At 45.1% G+C, this 16,560-nt stretch carries 9 protein-coding genes, 2 tRNA genes and 3 rRNA genes; 11 read left to right on the top strand and 3 right to left on the bottom strand.

Annotation, left to right across the window (positions count from 1 at the left end; genetic code table 11):
* Positions 1-27: 27 nt before the first annotated feature.
* From def to rrf, 8 genes are all read left to right on the top strand, one after another.
* Positions 28-558: a peptide deformylase gene (gene def / locus FOC32_RS03450; RefSeq protein ID WP_175966347.1), complete on the top strand. Its 531-nt coding sequence runs from the start codon at positions 28-30 to the stop codon at positions 556-558.
* A 92-nt stretch (positions 559-650) separates the two neighbouring features.
* The gene (locus tag FOC32_RS03445) at positions 651-1,061 is read left to right on the top strand and encodes a DUF2946 family protein (RefSeq protein WP_104426935.1); all 411 of its coding nucleotides are present in this window, start codon (positions 651-653) and stop codon (positions 1,059-1,061) included.
* A 71-nt stretch (positions 1,062-1,132) separates the two neighbouring features.
* Positions 1,133-3,130, top strand: coding sequence for a TonB-dependent copper receptor (locus FOC32_RS03440; protein ID WP_175966345.1), 1,998 nt, complete (start codon positions 1,133-1,135; stop codon positions 3,128-3,130).
* 593 nt (positions 3,131-3,723) lie between these two features.
* A 16S ribosomal RNA gene (locus FOC32_RS03435) occupies positions 3,724-5,261 on the top strand.
* 61 nt (positions 5,262-5,322) lie between these two features.
* Positions 5,323-5,399, top strand: a tRNA-Ile gene (locus FOC32_RS03430).
* 61 nt (positions 5,400-5,460) lie between these two features.
* A tRNA-Ala gene (locus tag FOC32_RS03425) sits at positions 5,461-5,536 on the top strand.
* Positions 5,537-5,915: 379 nt separating this feature from the next.
* Positions 5,916-8,807 (top strand): 23S ribosomal RNA (locus tag FOC32_RS03420).
* Positions 8,808-9,037: 230 nt separating this feature from the next.
* Positions 9,038-9,152 (top strand): 5S ribosomal RNA (gene rrf / locus FOC32_RS03415).
* Together the 16S, 23S and 5S rRNA genes with 2 tRNA genes alongside form the textbook arrangement of a ribosomal RNA operon.
* A 109-nt stretch (positions 9,153-9,261) precedes the next feature.
* Here rrf and tnpC read toward each other — a convergent pair.
* The 3 genes from tnpC to tnpA form a co-directional block, all read right to left on the bottom strand.
* Entirely contained in the window at positions 9,262-10,887 is a 1,626-nt protein-coding gene (gene tnpC, locus FOC32_RS03410) for an IS66 family transposase (RefSeq protein ID WP_005104480.1), read from the bottom strand.
* Positions 10,888-10,961: 74 nt separating this feature from the next.
* On the bottom strand, positions 10,962-11,297 hold the full coding sequence (gene tnpB / locus FOC32_RS03405; RefSeq protein ID WP_004642106.1) for an IS66 family insertion sequence element accessory protein TnpB: 336 nt from the start codon (positions 11,295-11,297) through the stop codon (positions 10,962-10,964).
* On the bottom strand, positions 11,294-11,677 hold the full coding sequence (tnpA, locus tag FOC32_RS03400; protein ID WP_005100737.1) for an IS66-like element accessory protein TnpA: 384 nt from the start codon (positions 11,675-11,677) through the stop codon (positions 11,294-11,296). Before tnpA ends, tnpB begins: the two co-directional genes overlap by 4 nt.
* A 165-nt stretch (positions 11,678-11,842) precedes the next feature.
* On the opposite strand from tnpA, the gene FOC32_RS03395 reads away from it, so the two are divergent.
* The 3 genes from FOC32_RS03395 to FOC32_RS03385 all read left to right on the top strand — a co-directional run bounded on the left by FOC32_RS03395 (position 11,843) and on the right by FOC32_RS03385 (position 16,537).
* Positions 11,843-13,057: an MFS transporter gene (locus FOC32_RS03395; RefSeq protein WP_175966343.1), complete on the top strand. Its 1,215-nt coding sequence runs from the start codon at positions 11,843-11,845 to the stop codon at positions 13,055-13,057.
* Positions 13,058-13,200: 143 nt separating this feature from the next.
* Positions 13,201-15,591, top strand: a complete 2,391-nt coding sequence (locus FOC32_RS03390; RefSeq protein ID WP_175968145.1) for a YgiQ family radical SAM protein — start codon at positions 13,201-13,203, stop codon at positions 15,589-15,591.
* A 397-nt stretch (positions 15,592-15,988) separates the two neighbouring features.
* A complete protein-coding gene (locus FOC32_RS03385; protein ID WP_175966341.1) occupies positions 15,989-16,537 on the top strand; it encodes a DUF2726 domain-containing protein in 549 nt (182 codons plus the stop codon).
* Positions 16,538-16,560: the final 23 nt, after the last annotated feature.

The following is a 16,560-nucleotide window of genomic DNA, read 5'->3' as shown; positions in this document are numbered from 1 at the left end:
GATCAATGGCATAATTGAGGACGCAGTATGGCCTTATTACCTATTTTAAGTTTCCCGGATCCCCGTCTTCGTACCATTGCACAACCAGTCGAAGAAGTTACTGATGAAATTCGTCAGCTCGCTGCAGATATGTTTGAAACCATGTATGAAGCGCCAGGCATCGGACTCGCCGCGACTCAAGTCGATCGTCATATTCAGCTGATTGTGATGGACCTGTCTGAAAACAAAGATCAACCCATGGTGTTCATTAACCCCAAAATCACACCATTGACTGAAGAAACACAGCCTTATGAAGAGGGCTGTCTATCAGTTCCTCAAATATACGATAAAGTTAAGCGTCCGTCACGCGTAAAAATTGAGGCAATTGGTCTGGATGGTCAACCCTTTGAACAAGAGGCTGATGGACTTCTCGCTGTGTGCATCCAACATGAAATGGATCACTTAAATGGTAAACTTTTTGTGGATTATCTGTCGCCATTAAAACGTCAGCGTGCCCGTGAAAAAGTAGAAAAACTGGTTCGCCAGCGCAATAAGGAAAAAGTTGCAGTTAAACGCTAAAATTATTTTCCCAAGCAATTTTTATGATTCAACAAGCCCAATTTTGATTGGGTTTTGTTATACTCAGCCTAGATAAATTTAAGGGTTTGCCTATGGTTCTGCGGGGAGGTCTGCTACTTTCCTTTCTAGCGGTATTTCTACAGATTGCTGTATTCTTACAGCCTTTGCTGCCGAAGCAATATCAAGTTGCTCCGGTCTGTGAAACCATCACGCGTGCCCTTTTAGTTTCCTCGCATGTTCATTCTGAACATCCTGCTCATCATCTTGATCAGCATCCTATTTCCTCGGACTCCATAGCGCATGAACACGATGCCAGTCATCAGTGTCAGTACTGTACTGTCTATGGCAACCTGGTTTTGCCGCCTGAGCTTGAAGTGAAAGAAGTCCTGGATCGAATTCAGGTCAGACTATTGGCTTTTGAACAAGCCTTTAAGCATGTCTGGTTTATCCTTCAGCGACTCTTTTTAATCCCGCAGGGACGGGCACCGCCACTGTTTGCATAAATCCACGTTGTTTTGCCTGGGTCTTTACTGACTTAGGCCGTGTTCAATTTATGTATTCAGTGAGATAGAAAATGGCTCAGCCTAAATTTTCTTTACAGCCCCTTGCGGCTGCGATTTGTGTTGCTTGTTATTCTTCGATGGTGCTGGCAAATGAAGCCATGCCAGTACAAACCATGGCACCGATTGTGGTGACTTCAACTGCCGGTAATGATGCCAATGGTCTGATTGTCCGTGCTGATCCGAAACAGCCGATTCAGCCAGTGCCGGCAACCGATGGTGCAGATTATCTGCAAAGTATTGTAGGTTTCAGTTCGGTCAATAGCGGAGCAGGTACCAATGGCGATGTGACCTTTCGTGGCATGTTTGGTTCACGCATTAAAATCCTGACTGATGGCACAGAAAACTTGGGTGCCTGCCCAAGCCGGATGGATTCGCCCACTTCATATATTTCTCCAGAAAGTTATGACCGTATTTCAGTGATTAAAGGTCCTCAAACGGTTCAATATGCCAATACAGGTTCTGCTGCAACAGTTATTTTTGAACGTAATCCTGAAAGCTTTACAGAAGATAAAAATTACCGTGGACAAGCTAGTGTACTTATGGGCTCTTATGGTCGTTTAGATCATAATGTTGAAGCAGCATTGGGGGATGATAAAAAATACATTCGTTTAAATGCGAGCCGATCTGTATCGGATAGTTATAAGGATGGTGATAACAATAAAGTTCCATCAGATTGGGAAAGATGGAATACCGATATTGCATTAGGTTGGACACCTGATGAAAACACTTGGCTTGAGCTGACAGGTGGTCGAGGTGATGCTGAGGTGGTTTATGCAGGCCGCATGATGGATGGTTCTGAATTTGACCGCGAAAGTTTGGGTTTGCGTGTAGAAAAGAAAAATATCACTGATGTGATTAAGAAAATTGAAGCACAGGTGAACTATAGTTTTAATGATCACGTGATGGATAACTATAGTTTACGCGCCAAACCTATGATGGAAATGGCAACCAATGTGACGCGTAAAACATTAAATGCACGTATGGCTGTGACGCATGAGTGGGATAAATTACAGTTTATTACAGGTATCGATACCCAAAATAATGAACATGGTATTCGCAAAACAGATAAACAAGGTTCTTATCTGAGTAAGCCTGTTTTAACCGATATGGAGTTTCAGTCTTATGGTGGTTTTGGTGAACTGAGTTATCAACTGAATGATCAAAATAAGTTAGTCACAGGTGTGCGTATTGATCAAGCTGAGGTAGACGCAGTACAAACGGCTCAACAACGTAAAGAAACCTTGCCAAGTGGTTTTATTCGTTTAGAAAATCAACATCCACACCATGATGCTAAAACTTATGTTGGTTTGGGCTATGTAGAGCGTATGCCGGATTATTGGGAATTGTTTAGCCCTGTTAAAGGTAATGGTAGTGACAATACTTTTAAGAGCATTGATACTGAAAAAACACTTCAACTTGATTTGGGTTATCAACATGAACATGACGCATTCAGTTCTTGGGCATCGGCTTATGCTGGTTTGGTTCAAGATTTTATCTTGACCAAGTACAATGCAAACAATAAAGCTGAAACCAAAAATGTGGATACCACGATTGCAGGTGCAGAAGTTGGTATAGGTTATCAATTTACCGATGCTTTGCAGGCAGATGTGAGCGCCATGTATGCGTGGGGTGAAAACACCACAAACAATACGCCGTTACCACAAATTTCACCTCTGGAAGGACGTTTAAACCTGCGCTATGTTCAAGATAAATATACTCTAGGCGCATTATTACGTGTGGTAGATGGTCAAAGTCGTATCAGTGAACGTGAAGGTAATATCGTGGGTTATGATGTGAAAGAGAGTAGTGGTTTTGGCGTACTATCTTTAAACGGCAGCTATAACCTAAGTAAAGGTGTTGATGTGTCTGTAGGTGTTGATAACGTACTAGATAAAACTTATACCGAGCATTTAAACAAAATGGGTGCGTCAGGAGCAGGTTTACCAAGCGATCAGCAATTTAATAATATTGGTCGTAACTATTGGGCGCGTATTAGTATGAAGTTCTAATCTGATTAGATTCAGTACAAAAAGCAGGACGAAAGTTCTGCTTTTTGCTTTTTTAATTTAATAAAATTTATAAAAATCAATTACTTAACTATTATGACCATTTCTAAATAAAATAATGAACATTTTTATTAAAATATTTTTTTATATAAAACAGTTATTTATAAATATCTTGGTTTATAAAATAAACATACGTTTCAAATGTTTTAAAAAAGGTGTTGCAAGGCATCTGAAATGCTGTAGAATGCACATCCATCGGCGGTGATGAAGACTAAAACTTCTGATAAAACAGTAACTTAGGTAAGATTGGTTGAGTTGGGTTTTATTTGATAAGTTTAAAAATAATTTTCATCACTGGTTGACTTTCTAGAAATAGAGAGTAATATAGCCGACCTAGCTTGCTACTGACGAAGTAGCAAGAAGATCATTAAGAGATTATGAAGAACAACTTGTGTGGATTTTTACTGGTTGATTGATCGAAATTATTTTCATTGATTGATTGGTTTAAATTACTCGAAGTTTATTTGAGCGAAATTTAAGTCAGGAAATTGATGAGCCAAGTTTAAGAGTTTTACTTATAAAACTCGAAATGATTTTAACTGAAGAGTTTGATCATGGCTCAGATTGAACGCTGGCGGCAGGCTTAACACATGCAAGTCGAGCGGGGATAGGGTGCTTGCACCTGATTCCTAGCGGCGGACGGGTGAGTAATGCTTAGGAATCTGCCTATTAGTGGGGGACAACGTTCCGAAAGGGACGCTAATACCGCATACGTCCTACGGGAGAAAGCAGGGGATCTTCGGACCTTGCGCTAATAGATGAGCCTAAGTCGGATTAGCTAGTTGGTGGGGTAAAGGCCTACCAAGGCGACGATCTGTAGCGGGTCTGAGAGGATGATCCGCCACACTGGGACTGAGACACGGCCCAGACTCCTACGGGAGGCAGCAGTGGGGAATATTGGACAATGGGGGGAACCCTGATCCAGCCATGCCGCGTGTGTGAAGAAGGCCTTTTGGTTGTAAAGCACTTTAAGCGAGGAGGAGGCTTACCTGGTTAATACCTGGGATAAGTGGACGTTACTCGCAGAATAAGCACCGGCTAACTCTGTGCCAGCAGCCGCGGTAATACAGAGGGTGCAAGCGTTAATCGGATTTACTGGGCGTAAAGCGCGCGTAGGTGGCTAATTAAGTCAAATGTGAAATCCCCGAGCTTAACTTGGGAATTGCATTCGATACTGGTTAGCTAGAGTATGGGAGAGGATGGTAGAATTCCAGGTGTAGCGGTGAAATGCGTAGAGATCTGGAGGAATACCGATGGCGAAGGCAGCCATCTGGCCTAATACTGACACTGAGGTGCGAAAGCATGGGGAGCAAACAGGATTAGATACCCTGGTAGTCCATGCCGTAAACGATGTCTACTAGCCGTTGGGGCCCTTGAGGCTTTAGTGGCGCAGCTAACGCGATAAGTAGACCGCCTGGGGAGTACGGTCGCAAGACTAAAACTCAAATGAATTGACGGGGGCCCGCACAAGCGGTGGAGCATGTGGTTTAATTCGATGCAACGCGAAGAACCTTACCTGGCCTTGACATACAGAGAACTTTCCAGAGATGGATTGGTGCCTTCGGGAACTCTGATACAGGTGCTGCATGGCTGTCGTCAGCTCGTGTCGTGAGATGTTGGGTTAAGTCCCGCAACGAGCGCAACCCTTTTCCTTATTTGCCAGCACTTCGGGTGGGAACTTTAAGGATACTGCCAGTGACAAACTGGAGGAAGGCGGGGACGACGTCAAGTCATCATGGCCCTTACGGCCAGGGCTACACACGTGCTACAATGGTCGGTACAAAGGGTTGCTACTGCGCGAGCAGATGCTAATCTCAAAAAGCCGATCGTAGTCCGGATCGCAGTCTGCAACTCGACTGCGTGAAGTCGGAATCGCTAGTAATCGCGGATCAGAATGCCGCGGTGAATACGTTCCCGGGCCTTGTACACACCGCCCGTCACACCATGGGAGTTTGTTGCACCAGAAGTAGGTAGTCTAACCTTAGGGAGGACGCTTACCACGGTGTGGCCGATGACTGGGGTGAAGTCGTAACAAGGTAGCCGTAGGGGAACCTGCGGCTGGATCACCTCCTTAACGAAAGATTGACGATTGGTAAGAATCCACAACAAGTTGTTCTTCATGACGATGTATCTGAGGGTCTGTAGCTCAGTTGGTTAGAGCACACGCTTGATAAGCGTGGGGTCACAAGTTCAAGTCTTGTCAGACCCACCACTAACGACAAGCAAGCAATTGCAGAGTGAAGGAATCAGAGACATTGACTTATTGATAAGCTGGGGACTTAGCTTAGTTGGTAGAGCGCCTGCTTTGCACGCAGGAGGTCAGGAGTTCGACTCTCCTAGTCTCCACCATTCATTGCGATGCAATGAGTTAAACATTAAGCAAACAGTTTGATAGCTTATAGAGCTTAGTAAGAAAGCGGCGTATAATACGCGGCATTGTTATTAAGCTCTGTGATTTATCACAGTAATGCAGTCCGACGAGGATGCATTAAATCATTAACAGAATATATTTGAGTTGAAATAATTTGTTCATACTCATGAAAGAGCGGAAACAGGAGATCGCAAGATTGATTGTTGAAGTGATTGAATGAGAACTAGCGAAATTAACTGAATCAAGCGTTTTGGTATATGAATCTAATTGAAGCTGTACAGTGATTAATTTCACAAGATCGCAAACAACTACGTTGCTACACTGACTTGTAGGTGTAACGACTGTTTGGGGTTGTATAGTCAAGTAATTAAGTGCATGTGGTGGATGCCTTGGCAGTCAGAGGCGAAGAAAGACGTGATAGCCTGCGAAAAGCTCCGGGGAGGCGGCAAATATCCTGTGATCCGGAGATGTCTGAATGGGGAAACCCACCGGCTATAAGGTCGGTATCATAAACTGAATACATAGGTTTATGAGGCGAACGCGGAGAAGTGAAACATCTCAGTATCCGTAGGAAAAGAAATCAATTGAGATTCCCTCAGTAGCGGCGAGCGAAAGGGGAACAGCCCATTAAGTCATATCAGTTTTAGTGGAATGCTCTGGGAAGTGCAACCATAGTGGGTGATAGTCCTGTACACGAAAGGGCTGATATGATGATGTCGAGTAGGGCGAGGCACGTGAAACCTTGTCTGAATATAGGGGGACCATCCTCTAAGGCTAAATACTCCTGACTGACCGATAGTGAACCAGTACCGTGAGGGAAAGGCGAAAAGAACCCCTGTGAGGGGAGTGAAATAGATCCTGAAACCGCATGCATACAAGCAGTGGGAGCCACTTCGTGTGGTGACTGCGTACCTTTTGTATAATGGGTCAGCGACTTATATTCAGTAGCGAGGTTAACCGAATAGGGGAGCCGTAGAGAAATCGAGTCTTAATAGGGCGTATAGTTGCTGGGTATAGACCCGAAACCGGGTGATCTATCCATGAGCAGGTTGAAGGTTGGGTAACACTAACTGGAGGACCGAACCCACTGTCGTTGAAAAGCCAGGGGATGACTTGTGGATAGGGGTGAAAGGCTAATCAAACTCGGTGATAGCTGGTTCTCCCCGAAAGCTATTTAGGTAGCGCCTCGGACGAATACCATTGGGGGTAGAGCACTGTTTCGGCTAGGGGGTCATCCCGACTTACCAAACCGATGCAAACTCCGAATACCAATGAGTACTATCCGGGAGACAGACTGCGGGTGCTAACGTCCGTAGTCAAGAGGAAAACAATCCAGACCGCCAGCTAAGGTCCCTAAATCATAGTTAAGTGGGAAACGATGTGGGAAGGCATAGACAGCTAGGAGGTTGGCTTAGAAGCAGCCACCCTTTAAAGAAAGCGTAATAGCTCACTAGTCGAGTCGGCCTGCGCGGAAGATGTAACGGGGCTAAAACTATGTACCGAAGCTGCGGATTTGCAATTTATTGCAAGTGGTAGGGGAGCGTTCTGTAAGCCGATGAAGGTGGATTGAGAAGTCTGCTGGAGGTATCAGAAGTGCGAATGCTGACGTGAGTAACGACAAAACGGGTGAAAAACCCGTTCGCTGAAAGACCAAGGGTTCCAGTCCAACGTTAATCGGGGCTGGGTGAGTCGACCCCTAAGGCGAGGCCGAGAGGCGTAGTCGATGGGAAATTGGTTAATATTCCAATACTTCAGTGTAATGCGATGAGAGGACGGAGAAGGTTAAGTCAGCCTGGCGTTGGTTGTCCAGGTGGAAGACAGTAGGCATGCATCTTAGGCAAATCCGGGGTGCTCTATGCTGAGAGTTGATAGCAAGCCAGTTTACTGGTGAAGTGGCTGATACCATACTTCCAGGAAAAGTCTCTAAGCTTCAGTTACACTGGAATCGTACCCGAAACCGACACAGGTGGTCAGGTCGAGTAGACCAAAGCGCTTGAGAGAACTCTGCTGAAGGAACTAGGCAAAATGGTACCGTAACTTCGGGAGAAGGTACGCTGCCGGCGGTGATAGGACTTGCTCCTTGAGCTGTTGGCAGCCTCAGAAACCAGGCCGCTGCAACTGTTTATTAAAAACATAGCACTCTGCAAACACGAAAGTGGACGTATAGGGTGTGATGCCTGCCCGGTGCTGGAAGGTTAATTGATGGGGTTAGCGTAAGCGAAGCTCTTGATCGAAGCCCCAGTAAACGGCGGCCGTAACTATAACGGTCCTAAGGTAGCGAAATTCCTTGTCGGGTAAGTTCCGACCTGCACGAATGGCATAATGATGGCGGCGCTGTCTCCAGCAGAGGCTCAGTGAAATCGAATTCGCCGTGAAGATGCGGTGTACCCGCGGCTAGACGGAAAGACCCCGTGAACCTTTACTGCAGCTTGACATTGAACTTTGATCTTACTTGTGTAGGATAGGTGGGAGGCTTTGAAGTGGTGACGCTAGTTGCCATGGAGCCGTCCTTGAAATACCACCCTGGTAATATTGAGGTTCTAACTCTGCTCCCTGATCGGGAGCGAGGACCATGTCTGGTGGGTAGTTTGACTGGGGCGGTCTCCTCCTAAAGAGTAACGGAGGAGTACGAAGGTGCGCTCAGCGTGGTCGGAAATCACGCGTAGAGTATAAAGGCAAAAGCGCGCTTAACTGCGAGACCCACAAGTCGAGCAGGTACGAAAGTAGGTCTTAGTGATCCGGTGGTTCTGTATGGAAGGGCCATCGCTCAACGGATAAAAGGTACTCTGGGGATAACAGGCTGATACCGCCCAAGAGTTCATATCGACGGCGGTGTTTGGCACCTCGATGTCGGCTCATCTCATCCTGGGGCTGAAGCAGGTCCCAAGGGTATGGCTGTTCGCCATTTAAAGAGGTACGCGAGCTGGGTTTAGAACGTCGTGAGACAGTTCGGTCCCTATCTACCGTGGGCGCTGGAAATTTGAGAGGATCTGCTCCTAGTACGAGAGGACCAGAGTGGACGAACCTCTGGTGTACCGGTTGTGACGCCAGTCGCATCGCCGGGTAGCTATGTTCGGAAGGGATAACCGCTGAAAGCATCTAAGCGGGAAGCCTACCTCAAGATAAGATTTCCCCGAGACTTTATGTCTCCTAAAGAGCCGTTGAAGACTACGACGTTGATAGGTTGGATGTGGAAGTGCAGTGATGCATGAAGCTGACCAATACTAATTGCTCGTGAGGCTTGACTATACAACACCCAAGCAGTTGTATATAAAGCATCAATTGATTTCATATTGATCTAACGATCAGACGAAGCCTTGATTTAGTTAAGCTAATCGAACAAATGAGAGTATAATTAAGCACTGCTTAGTTCTACTCGCAAGAACTCAGATATTCTGTTAATAACTCATTTGGAAAAAGCATTGGCATACACTGAAAAGTGAGACATAAGACCAAAGCAAGTATCCATAAACAGTTGTGCTGGCGACCATAGCAAGAGTGAACCACCTGATCCCTTCCCGAACTCAGAAGTGAAACCTCTTAGCGCTGATGGTAGTGTGGGGTCTCCCATGTGAGAGTAAGTCATCGCCAGCTCATTATTCCAAAAGCCCTCTGCTCACGCAGGGGGCTTTTTTTATGGGAAGGATTTAGTCAAATAAATGTTATTTATGTGTAAGCGTCCGCTGAACCCCATGTCTATTTTTTAATTTGAGTTGGATTTCCAGCGGTGTGGTAGCAATTCTTCTATTTGGGTCACTTTATGGGTCGGCAATCTTTTCAGCACATCACTTAAATAGGCATACGGATCCAACCCATTCAGCTTTGCTGACTGGATTAAAGTCATGATGTTTGCCGCTCGCTGACCACTACGCAGCGAACCTGCAAATAACCAGTTCTTACGTCCCAACGCCCAAGGCCGCACTTGGTTTTCCACCCAATTATTGCAAATCGGTAGATTGCCATCATCCAGATAGCGGCTTAAAGCTGGCCAACGCTTCAGAGTGTAATTGATGGCCTTGGCGGTTGGAGAACTCGATGGCACCGTCAGTTGATGCTGGTTGAGCCATTCATACAGTTGTTGCATCACCGGTTGGCTATGCTGTTGTCGGTATTCGCGGCGGTGTTCTGCTGTACTATCGGTCTTTTTCCTGAGTTCTGCTTCTATCGCATACAGTTTCTGAATCAGCACTAATGCCTGTTCAGCGATCTGACTTTTCCCAGTCACATGTAGCTCATGGAATTTACGACGCGCATGCGCCATGCAGCCCACCTCAATGACATCGCCTGATTTAAAGCGTGCTTTATAACCACTGTAATCATCACAGACCAGATGGCCCTGCCAGCCATTCAGGAACTCTTCTGCATGCTGACCTGAACGGCTATCCTGAAAGTCATAGATCACCGCTTGAACTGGATTGTACTGTGTAGTGGCATAGGCCCAGACATAACCTTTCTTCGGTTTTTTCTCATCATCACCCATCCGCATGATGGTGACTGGTGTTTCATCGGCATGGATCACCCGCTGTTGCAGCACCACCTGTTTTAAGGCATTGGCCAGAGGTTCCAGTTCTACACCGCAGCGACCAATCCAGTCAGATAACGTGGATCTGGACAGATCAATGCCCGCCCGCTGATAGATCAGGCGCTGACGGTACAGCGGCAAATGATCGGCATACTTCGATACCAGCACATGGCTGAGCAGTTCAGGACTGGCAATACCTTTATCAATCACATAGGCGGGCATCGCTTGCTGAGTCAGGGTGTCACACTGATCACAGACCCATTTGCCACGTACATGCTGTTCCTTATAGAACTGTGCCGGTCTGAAATGCAGTTTTTCACTGATATCTTCGCCGATACGACGTAACTGGCAGCCACAACTGCATTGGGTTGATGCAGGTTCATGCTCAATACGGATGGTGTGTAGATGATCGGGCAGCAGTCGACGTTTAGGTTTGTTGACTGTGGCTTTGTGTGTCGCTGCATCAGTTTTATCTGCATTCAGCCGTTCCAGTTCCAGATCAACAGCGGCAATATCTTCTTCGACCGCTTCATCCCAGAGATGGATTTGTTTTGCGGTGAGATGTTCGTTTTTACTGTCGAATTTGTGCTTTTTAAACAGCGCAAGTTCATGCTCGTATTTTTGATTGAGAATGGAAAGATGCTGAACTTTGGCATCTAATTGCAGATTGGATACTTCAAGATGCTGAACTTTGGCATCTAATTGCTGGTTTGATTGTGCCAGAGACTGATGTTGCATTGCCAACTGTCTAGTAAATTCCAGCAGTTGTTCATGGGTCAGTTGGCTTAAATCAGGCAGTGTATTCATGACCGCAGTATGCCTGAGGTCATGAGAAGAATGAAATAGAACGTTTGGAGAATAGCAACTTGGACCAAGCTAGTTTAGAGCATTGTGACCACTTGCTGTCGTCCAATGCGCTGCCAAGGCAAACCCTGGATCAGTGCCTGTAACTGTTCTGGGCTGAGGGCTACGCTTTCACCCTGGTGAACTTTAGCCCAGTGAAATTTTCCCTGTTCCAACCGCCGAGCACACAGCCAGATCCCCAGTCCATCATGTACCAGCACTTTCATGCGATGGCCACGTTTATTACAGAACAGGTAAGCACAATGCGGTTTGATGTAGCCAAAGGCTCTCACCACCTGAGCCATGGCCGTATCCATACCTGCACGCATGTCCATGGGCTGAGTAGACAACCAGATTTCATCGATACGGATCATGTTGTAAGTGCCTTGAGTAATTTTGCTAAAGCAGACATTTCTGATACTTGCCATTTCAAGCCAATTTCTGCTTTTGAGTGGGGTAAAGTAATTTGAACCGTTAACATGCCAGTAGAAATAGGATCTAATGGTGCAGAGCAAGATAAGGCAATAAATGCAGGTTTATTCGGTAGTAGTGAGCGATCATTCCCTGGCTTAGCATCAATTAAGCGAATCCATTTGGATACAAGATTTGTATTCAATCCATGTTGCAAAGCGACCGAAGCAATTGAAACCTCCGATGCTTTACACGCCTGAACGATCTGCTGTTTAAATTCAGCACTATATGTTCTTCGTTTTATCGTAAGAGATGCGATGGATGTCTGGTTATTTGTAGTCATAAATTTAAGTTCCCACTTGTTTTTAAGTGAGGACTAAATTAAGGCTTATAGGACGAATTCATAAGGTGTGTTCAGCGGACGCTTACATTTATGTGCTATTTCGACTAAAATATCACATAAAAATAAACTTGGGAGGCTTATACTGAACCGGTCTAAGGAGCGGATATGTCCTCAAATTCATCTTCAAGCCATATCGAATATGGTTCATCTGCTTTTAAAGCTATTTTATTCTCCTTATTTCTGGCGGGTTTTGCGATTTTCTCATCGCTGTATTGTGTCCAGCCCATGATGCCGATTCTGGCGGATTATTTTCATATCTCTCCAACACAAAGTAGTTTTCCACTTTCCTTCTCTACCATTGCCTTAGCTATTGGCCTGATTTTTACAGGACTTATTTCAGACCGTTTTGGCCGTAAACCAATTATGGTTTGGTCTTTATTCTCTGTTTCAGTCTTACTGTTACTCAGTGCTTTACTGCCGATCTGGTCGATATTTCTGGCAACACGAGTGCTAATAGGTCTCACAGTCAGTGGCGTAGCGGCAGTGGCAATGACCTATATCGGAGAGGAAGTGGCGGAGCAGGATGTGGGCTTTGCCATGGGACTGTATATTTCCGGGACTGCGATTGGTGGTATGAGTGGTCGGTTGATTGCTGGAACATTGGTGGATTTTATTTCCTGGCAATCCGCGACTTTGATTATTGGATTGCTGAATCTATGTATCGCGGCAACTTTCTACTTTCTACTACCGAAGTCCAGACATTTCAAAGCTTATCCAATACAATTCAGCCGTTTTATCAGAGCATTTCAGCAGAATCTGAGTGATCCCAAATTAAGAATTCTGTTTCTACAGGGCTTTATCTTGATGGGGGGCTTTGTCTCGGTATTTAACTATCTGAGTTATCGTTTGATTCAAGTGCCATTTGAACTGTCTCATGTCTGGATAGGGTTGATTTCGATTACTTATCTGGCCGGAATTTATAGCTCTCCACGAGCCGCAGCTTGGAGCAGAAAGTTTGGACGTTATAAGGTGCTTGCCGCCATGCTTTGTACCATGCTGTTCGGCTTAGCCTTAATGTTGATTGATAACTTGGCTTTGGTTTTTATTGGTTTGCTGATTTTTACCTTTTCTTTTTTTGCGGCTCATTCAACTGCCAGTAGCTGGGTATCGGTGCAATCCTTACAGTATCGTGCGGTAGGTTCGTCCCTTTATTTGTTCTGTTACTACCTCGGTTCAAGCTTACTTGGAAGTTCAAGTGGACTAGTCTGGGAAAATGCCGGATGGTTAGGACTAAGTGTATTTATCGCTATTATTTTAGGATTAGGCTTGCTGATGGCACAGCGTTTAAAACCTATAAATGATTCTTCAAAATCAGGATAAGTATATATTCCTAATAAAGGTCTTAAAGCTGTTTTCGTATAAATTATAATCAAGCAACCTAAGCTGAATTCATGCTAAAATACTCGGCTTTCATCTTTGATCTATTTTCTGATCTTCCATCTGCCAGCCGAGAATTGCTAGCCATGTCTACTGCTTATACCGCTCAGACTGCGCCTAAAGCGTTGTTTGATTACGACAAATATTGGGCGTCATGTTTTGAACCCGCGCCTTTTTTGCCGATGTCACGCGAGGAAATGGACCAACTCGGTTGGGACAGCTGTGACTTTATTTTTGTCTGCGGTGATGCCTATATTGACCATCCGTCATTTGTGACCGGGATCATTGGACGTGTGCTCGAAGCACAAGGTTTCCGCGTCGGGATTATTGCCCAGCCAGACTGGACCAATGTAGAAGCCTTCCGTGTACTCGGTAAGCCGAATATTTCCTGGGGTGTTTCTGCCGGTAATATGGACTCGATGATTAACCGTTATACGGCAGATCGTAAGATTCGTTCAGATGATGCTTACTCACCAGATAACCAGCCGAATAAACGTCCAGACCGTGCCGCAACCGTCTATTGCCAACGTTGTCGTGAAGCTTTCCCGGATGTGCCGGTATTGCTTGGTGGGATTGAAGGTTCATTGCGTCGTATCGCGCATTATGACTATTGGTCAGATAAAGTTCGTCGTTCGATTCTGATGGATTCTAAAGCAGATCTGTTGATGTACGGTAATGGCGAACGCTCGATCATTGAAATCATGCATCGCCTGGCTAAAGGTGAAAAGATTCATCAGATTACCGATGTCCGTGGTACTGCATTCATTATTAATAAACATAACCGAGCTGCGAAAGCCCAGTTTGTCGAAATTGCATCCAATGATGTCGATACTATTGGCCGTGTTGATCCGATCATCAATCCATATGTGATGAGCGAAGATATTGACGGCTGTGAAATCGAAAAAGATAAAGGCAATAGCTTAAGCCAATACCAGAATTTCCAGAAAGAAATCGTAGCGAATCCAATCGTGCGTGAAGGGGATAACCTGGACCCAGATACGCAAATCGTGCAGCTACAACCGGCATCTAAAGCGATTAAACATAAATTACCACCACGTGAATTAGCAGTGATTCGTTTGCCTTCTTTTGAAGAAGTGGCAAATGATCCTGTGCTGTATGCGCATGCCAACCGTATTCTGCATCTGGAAACTAACCCAGGGAACGCGCGTGCTTTGGTACAAAAACATGGTGAACGTGATGTCTGGATCAACCCGCCACCGATTCCACTGACAACTGAAGAGATGGACTATGTGTTTGACCTGCCTTATGCACGTCTGCCACATCCATCTTATGGTAATGCACGTTTCCCGGCCTTTGACATGATCAAGTTCTCGGTGAACATCATGCGTGGCTGTTTTGGTGGTTGTACTTTCTGTTCGATCACCGAGCATGAAGGCCGTATCATTCAGAACCGTTCTGAAGAATCAATCCTGCGTGAAGTTGAAAAAATTCGTGATACGGCTCCAGGTTTCACCGGCATTATTTCAGATTTGGGTGGCCCAACAGCCAACATGTACCGTTTAGCCTGTAAAGATCCTGAGATTGAGAAGAACTGTCGTAAGCCGTCTTGTGTATTCCCGGGCGTGTGTCAAAACCTGCATACTGACCATGCACCATTAACTCAGTTGTATCGTAAAGCACGTGCTTTACCGGGTATTAAAAAGATTCTGATCGGCTCAGGTCTGCGTTATGACCTAGCTGTACTGAACCCGGAATATGTTAGAGAGCTGGTCACCCATCACGTCGGCGGTTATCTGAAGATTGCGCCAGAGCATACAGAGAAAGGTCCATTATCGAAGATGATGAAACCGGGGATCGGAACGTATGACCGCTTCAAGCAGATGTTTGACCGTTTCAGTAAAGAAGCGGGCAAGGAACAGTATCTGATTCCTTACTTCATCGCGGCGCATCCGGGTACCACTGATTACGACATGATGAATCTGGCAATCTGGTTGAAAAAGAATGGTTTCCGTGCCGATCAGGTACAAACCTTCTATCCGTCACCGATGGCGACTGCAACCACCATGTACTACACCGGTAAAAACCCGCTGGCGAAAGTCGCGCGTTATACTGAAGATGTGGACATCGTGAAAGGTGAAAAGCGTCGTCGCCTGCATAAAGCTTTCTTGCGTTACCATGATCCAAACAACTGGCCTTTATTGCGTGAAGCCTTGAAGGAAATGGGGCGTCAGGACTTGATTGGTAACTCGAAGCAGCATCTGATTCCAACCTATCAACCTGCAGGTACAGATGGGCAATACCAGTCTGCACGTAAGAAGAACTCGACGGTTGCAGGCGATTCACAGAAACGTACCGGCAACCCAGGCAATGGAGGACAAACTCAGAATAATCGCCCGAAAAAAGGCCAGATTCTGACCCAGCATACCGGTCTGCCACCGCGTGAAACCGGTGATGCGAAAAAACCATTCGGCGGCCCTAAACCGAAAGGAAAATCAAAGCCAAAATCACGTGCTTGATTAAGCTGATAAAAAAGACACTTCGGTGTCTTTTTTATGTTCAGACTTTATTGATGCAGCTTTCGGGTTCTCAATTAAAATGTAAAATATTTTATTTTTAGTCGATTTAAATTTTTGAAAAATGATATAAAAATAACACTTTGTCGGAATTGTCTTACAGTTCAACCGATTTATATTGCGATCTATCAGGAGACTATTTTACAGTCGCGTATAAGGATTTAACCCTAATTTCTATTGAAATAGCAAAAAGCGGTTTTTAAGTAACCGGCAATCAAGTTTTGCTACGAATTGTATTGGTCTCTACACAGAATGGTAGCAGGGCAATTTTAAAAATAGTATGGGTTTATACTGGATAACAATAAAACAAGAATGATTATAAGAATGCAAGGATTGAGTCATGACCACCTATATGATTATAGGGAGTTTCTTGGTGTTCTGTGTCGTGCTCATGGCATGGAAGCAGCTAAGGAATAGCCCAAAACCACAAGACAGTGCCTTAAAACAGCGCGCTATTTTTAATCCAAATGAACAACTGACGTTTACACGCCTTAAAGAAGTGTTGCCAGATTACATTGTACTGGCACATGTTTCTTATGATGCACTACTTACCACCAAATTTGGTCGTACCCGGCACAAGTATCGTGATCTGATTGCAGATTTTGTGATTCTGGATCAGCAATACCAGATTGTTGCCATTGTAGCTGTCGATGATCCGGTGATTTTAAAACGTCCACAGCAGGCACAATTTCAGGATGCCTTGTTGACTATGGCCGGTTATCGGGTCATTCGCTATGAAGATGTACCGGAATATTATCAGTTACGAGGAGATTTCCTGCGTGAGCAGGAGCATTCCAGTAAAGACCAGAAATTTACTGCTGTGAATGATCTCAAAAAATATCATCTCTATTCAGATCTGGAACGACGTAAAGTCAAAGCATTAAGCTGATAGAACCTAAATGAAAAAAGTAT

The sequence above is a fragment of the Acinetobacter sp. FDAARGOS_724 genome (assembly GCF_013364475.1).
In the GTDB taxonomy this organism is placed as follows: Bacteria; Pseudomonadota; Gammaproteobacteria; order Pseudomonadales; family Moraxellaceae; genus Acinetobacter; species Acinetobacter variabilis.
The sequence above is the reverse complement of the archived record's forward strand: the minus strand, read 5'-3'. Positions and strand labels throughout refer to the sequence as shown.

Coding starts and splice junctions, on each gene's coding strand:
- def (WP_175966347.1), top strand. CDS start 28: ATGGCCTTATTACCTATTTTAAGTTTCCCGGATCCCCGTCTTCGTACC.
- FOC32_RS03445 (WP_104426935.1), top strand. CDS start 651: ATGGTTCTGCGGGGAGGTCTGCTACTTTCCTTTCTAGCGGTATTTCTA.
- FOC32_RS03440 (WP_175966345.1), top strand. CDS start 1,133: ATGGCTCAGCCTAAATTTTCTTTACAGCCCCTTGCGGCTGCGATTTGT.
- tnpC (WP_005104480.1), bottom strand. CDS start 10,887: ATGAATACACTGCCTGATTTAAGCCAACTGACCCATGAACAACTGCTG.
- tnpB (WP_004642106.1), bottom strand. CDS start 11,297: ATGATCCGTATCGATGAAATCTGGTTGTCTACTCAGCCCATGGACATG.
- tnpA (WP_005100737.1), bottom strand. CDS start 11,677: ATGACTACAAATAACCAGACATCCATCGCATCTCTTACGATAAAACGA.
- FOC32_RS03395 (WP_175966343.1), top strand. CDS start 11,843: ATGTCCTCAAATTCATCTTCAAGCCATATCGAATATGGTTCATCTGCT.
- FOC32_RS03390 (WP_175968145.1), top strand. CDS start 13,201: ATGTCTACTGCTTATACCGCTCAGACTGCGCCTAAAGCGTTGTTTGAT.
- FOC32_RS03385 (WP_175966341.1), top strand. CDS start 15,989: ATGACCACCTATATGATTATAGGGAGTTTCTTGGTGTTCTGTGTCGTG.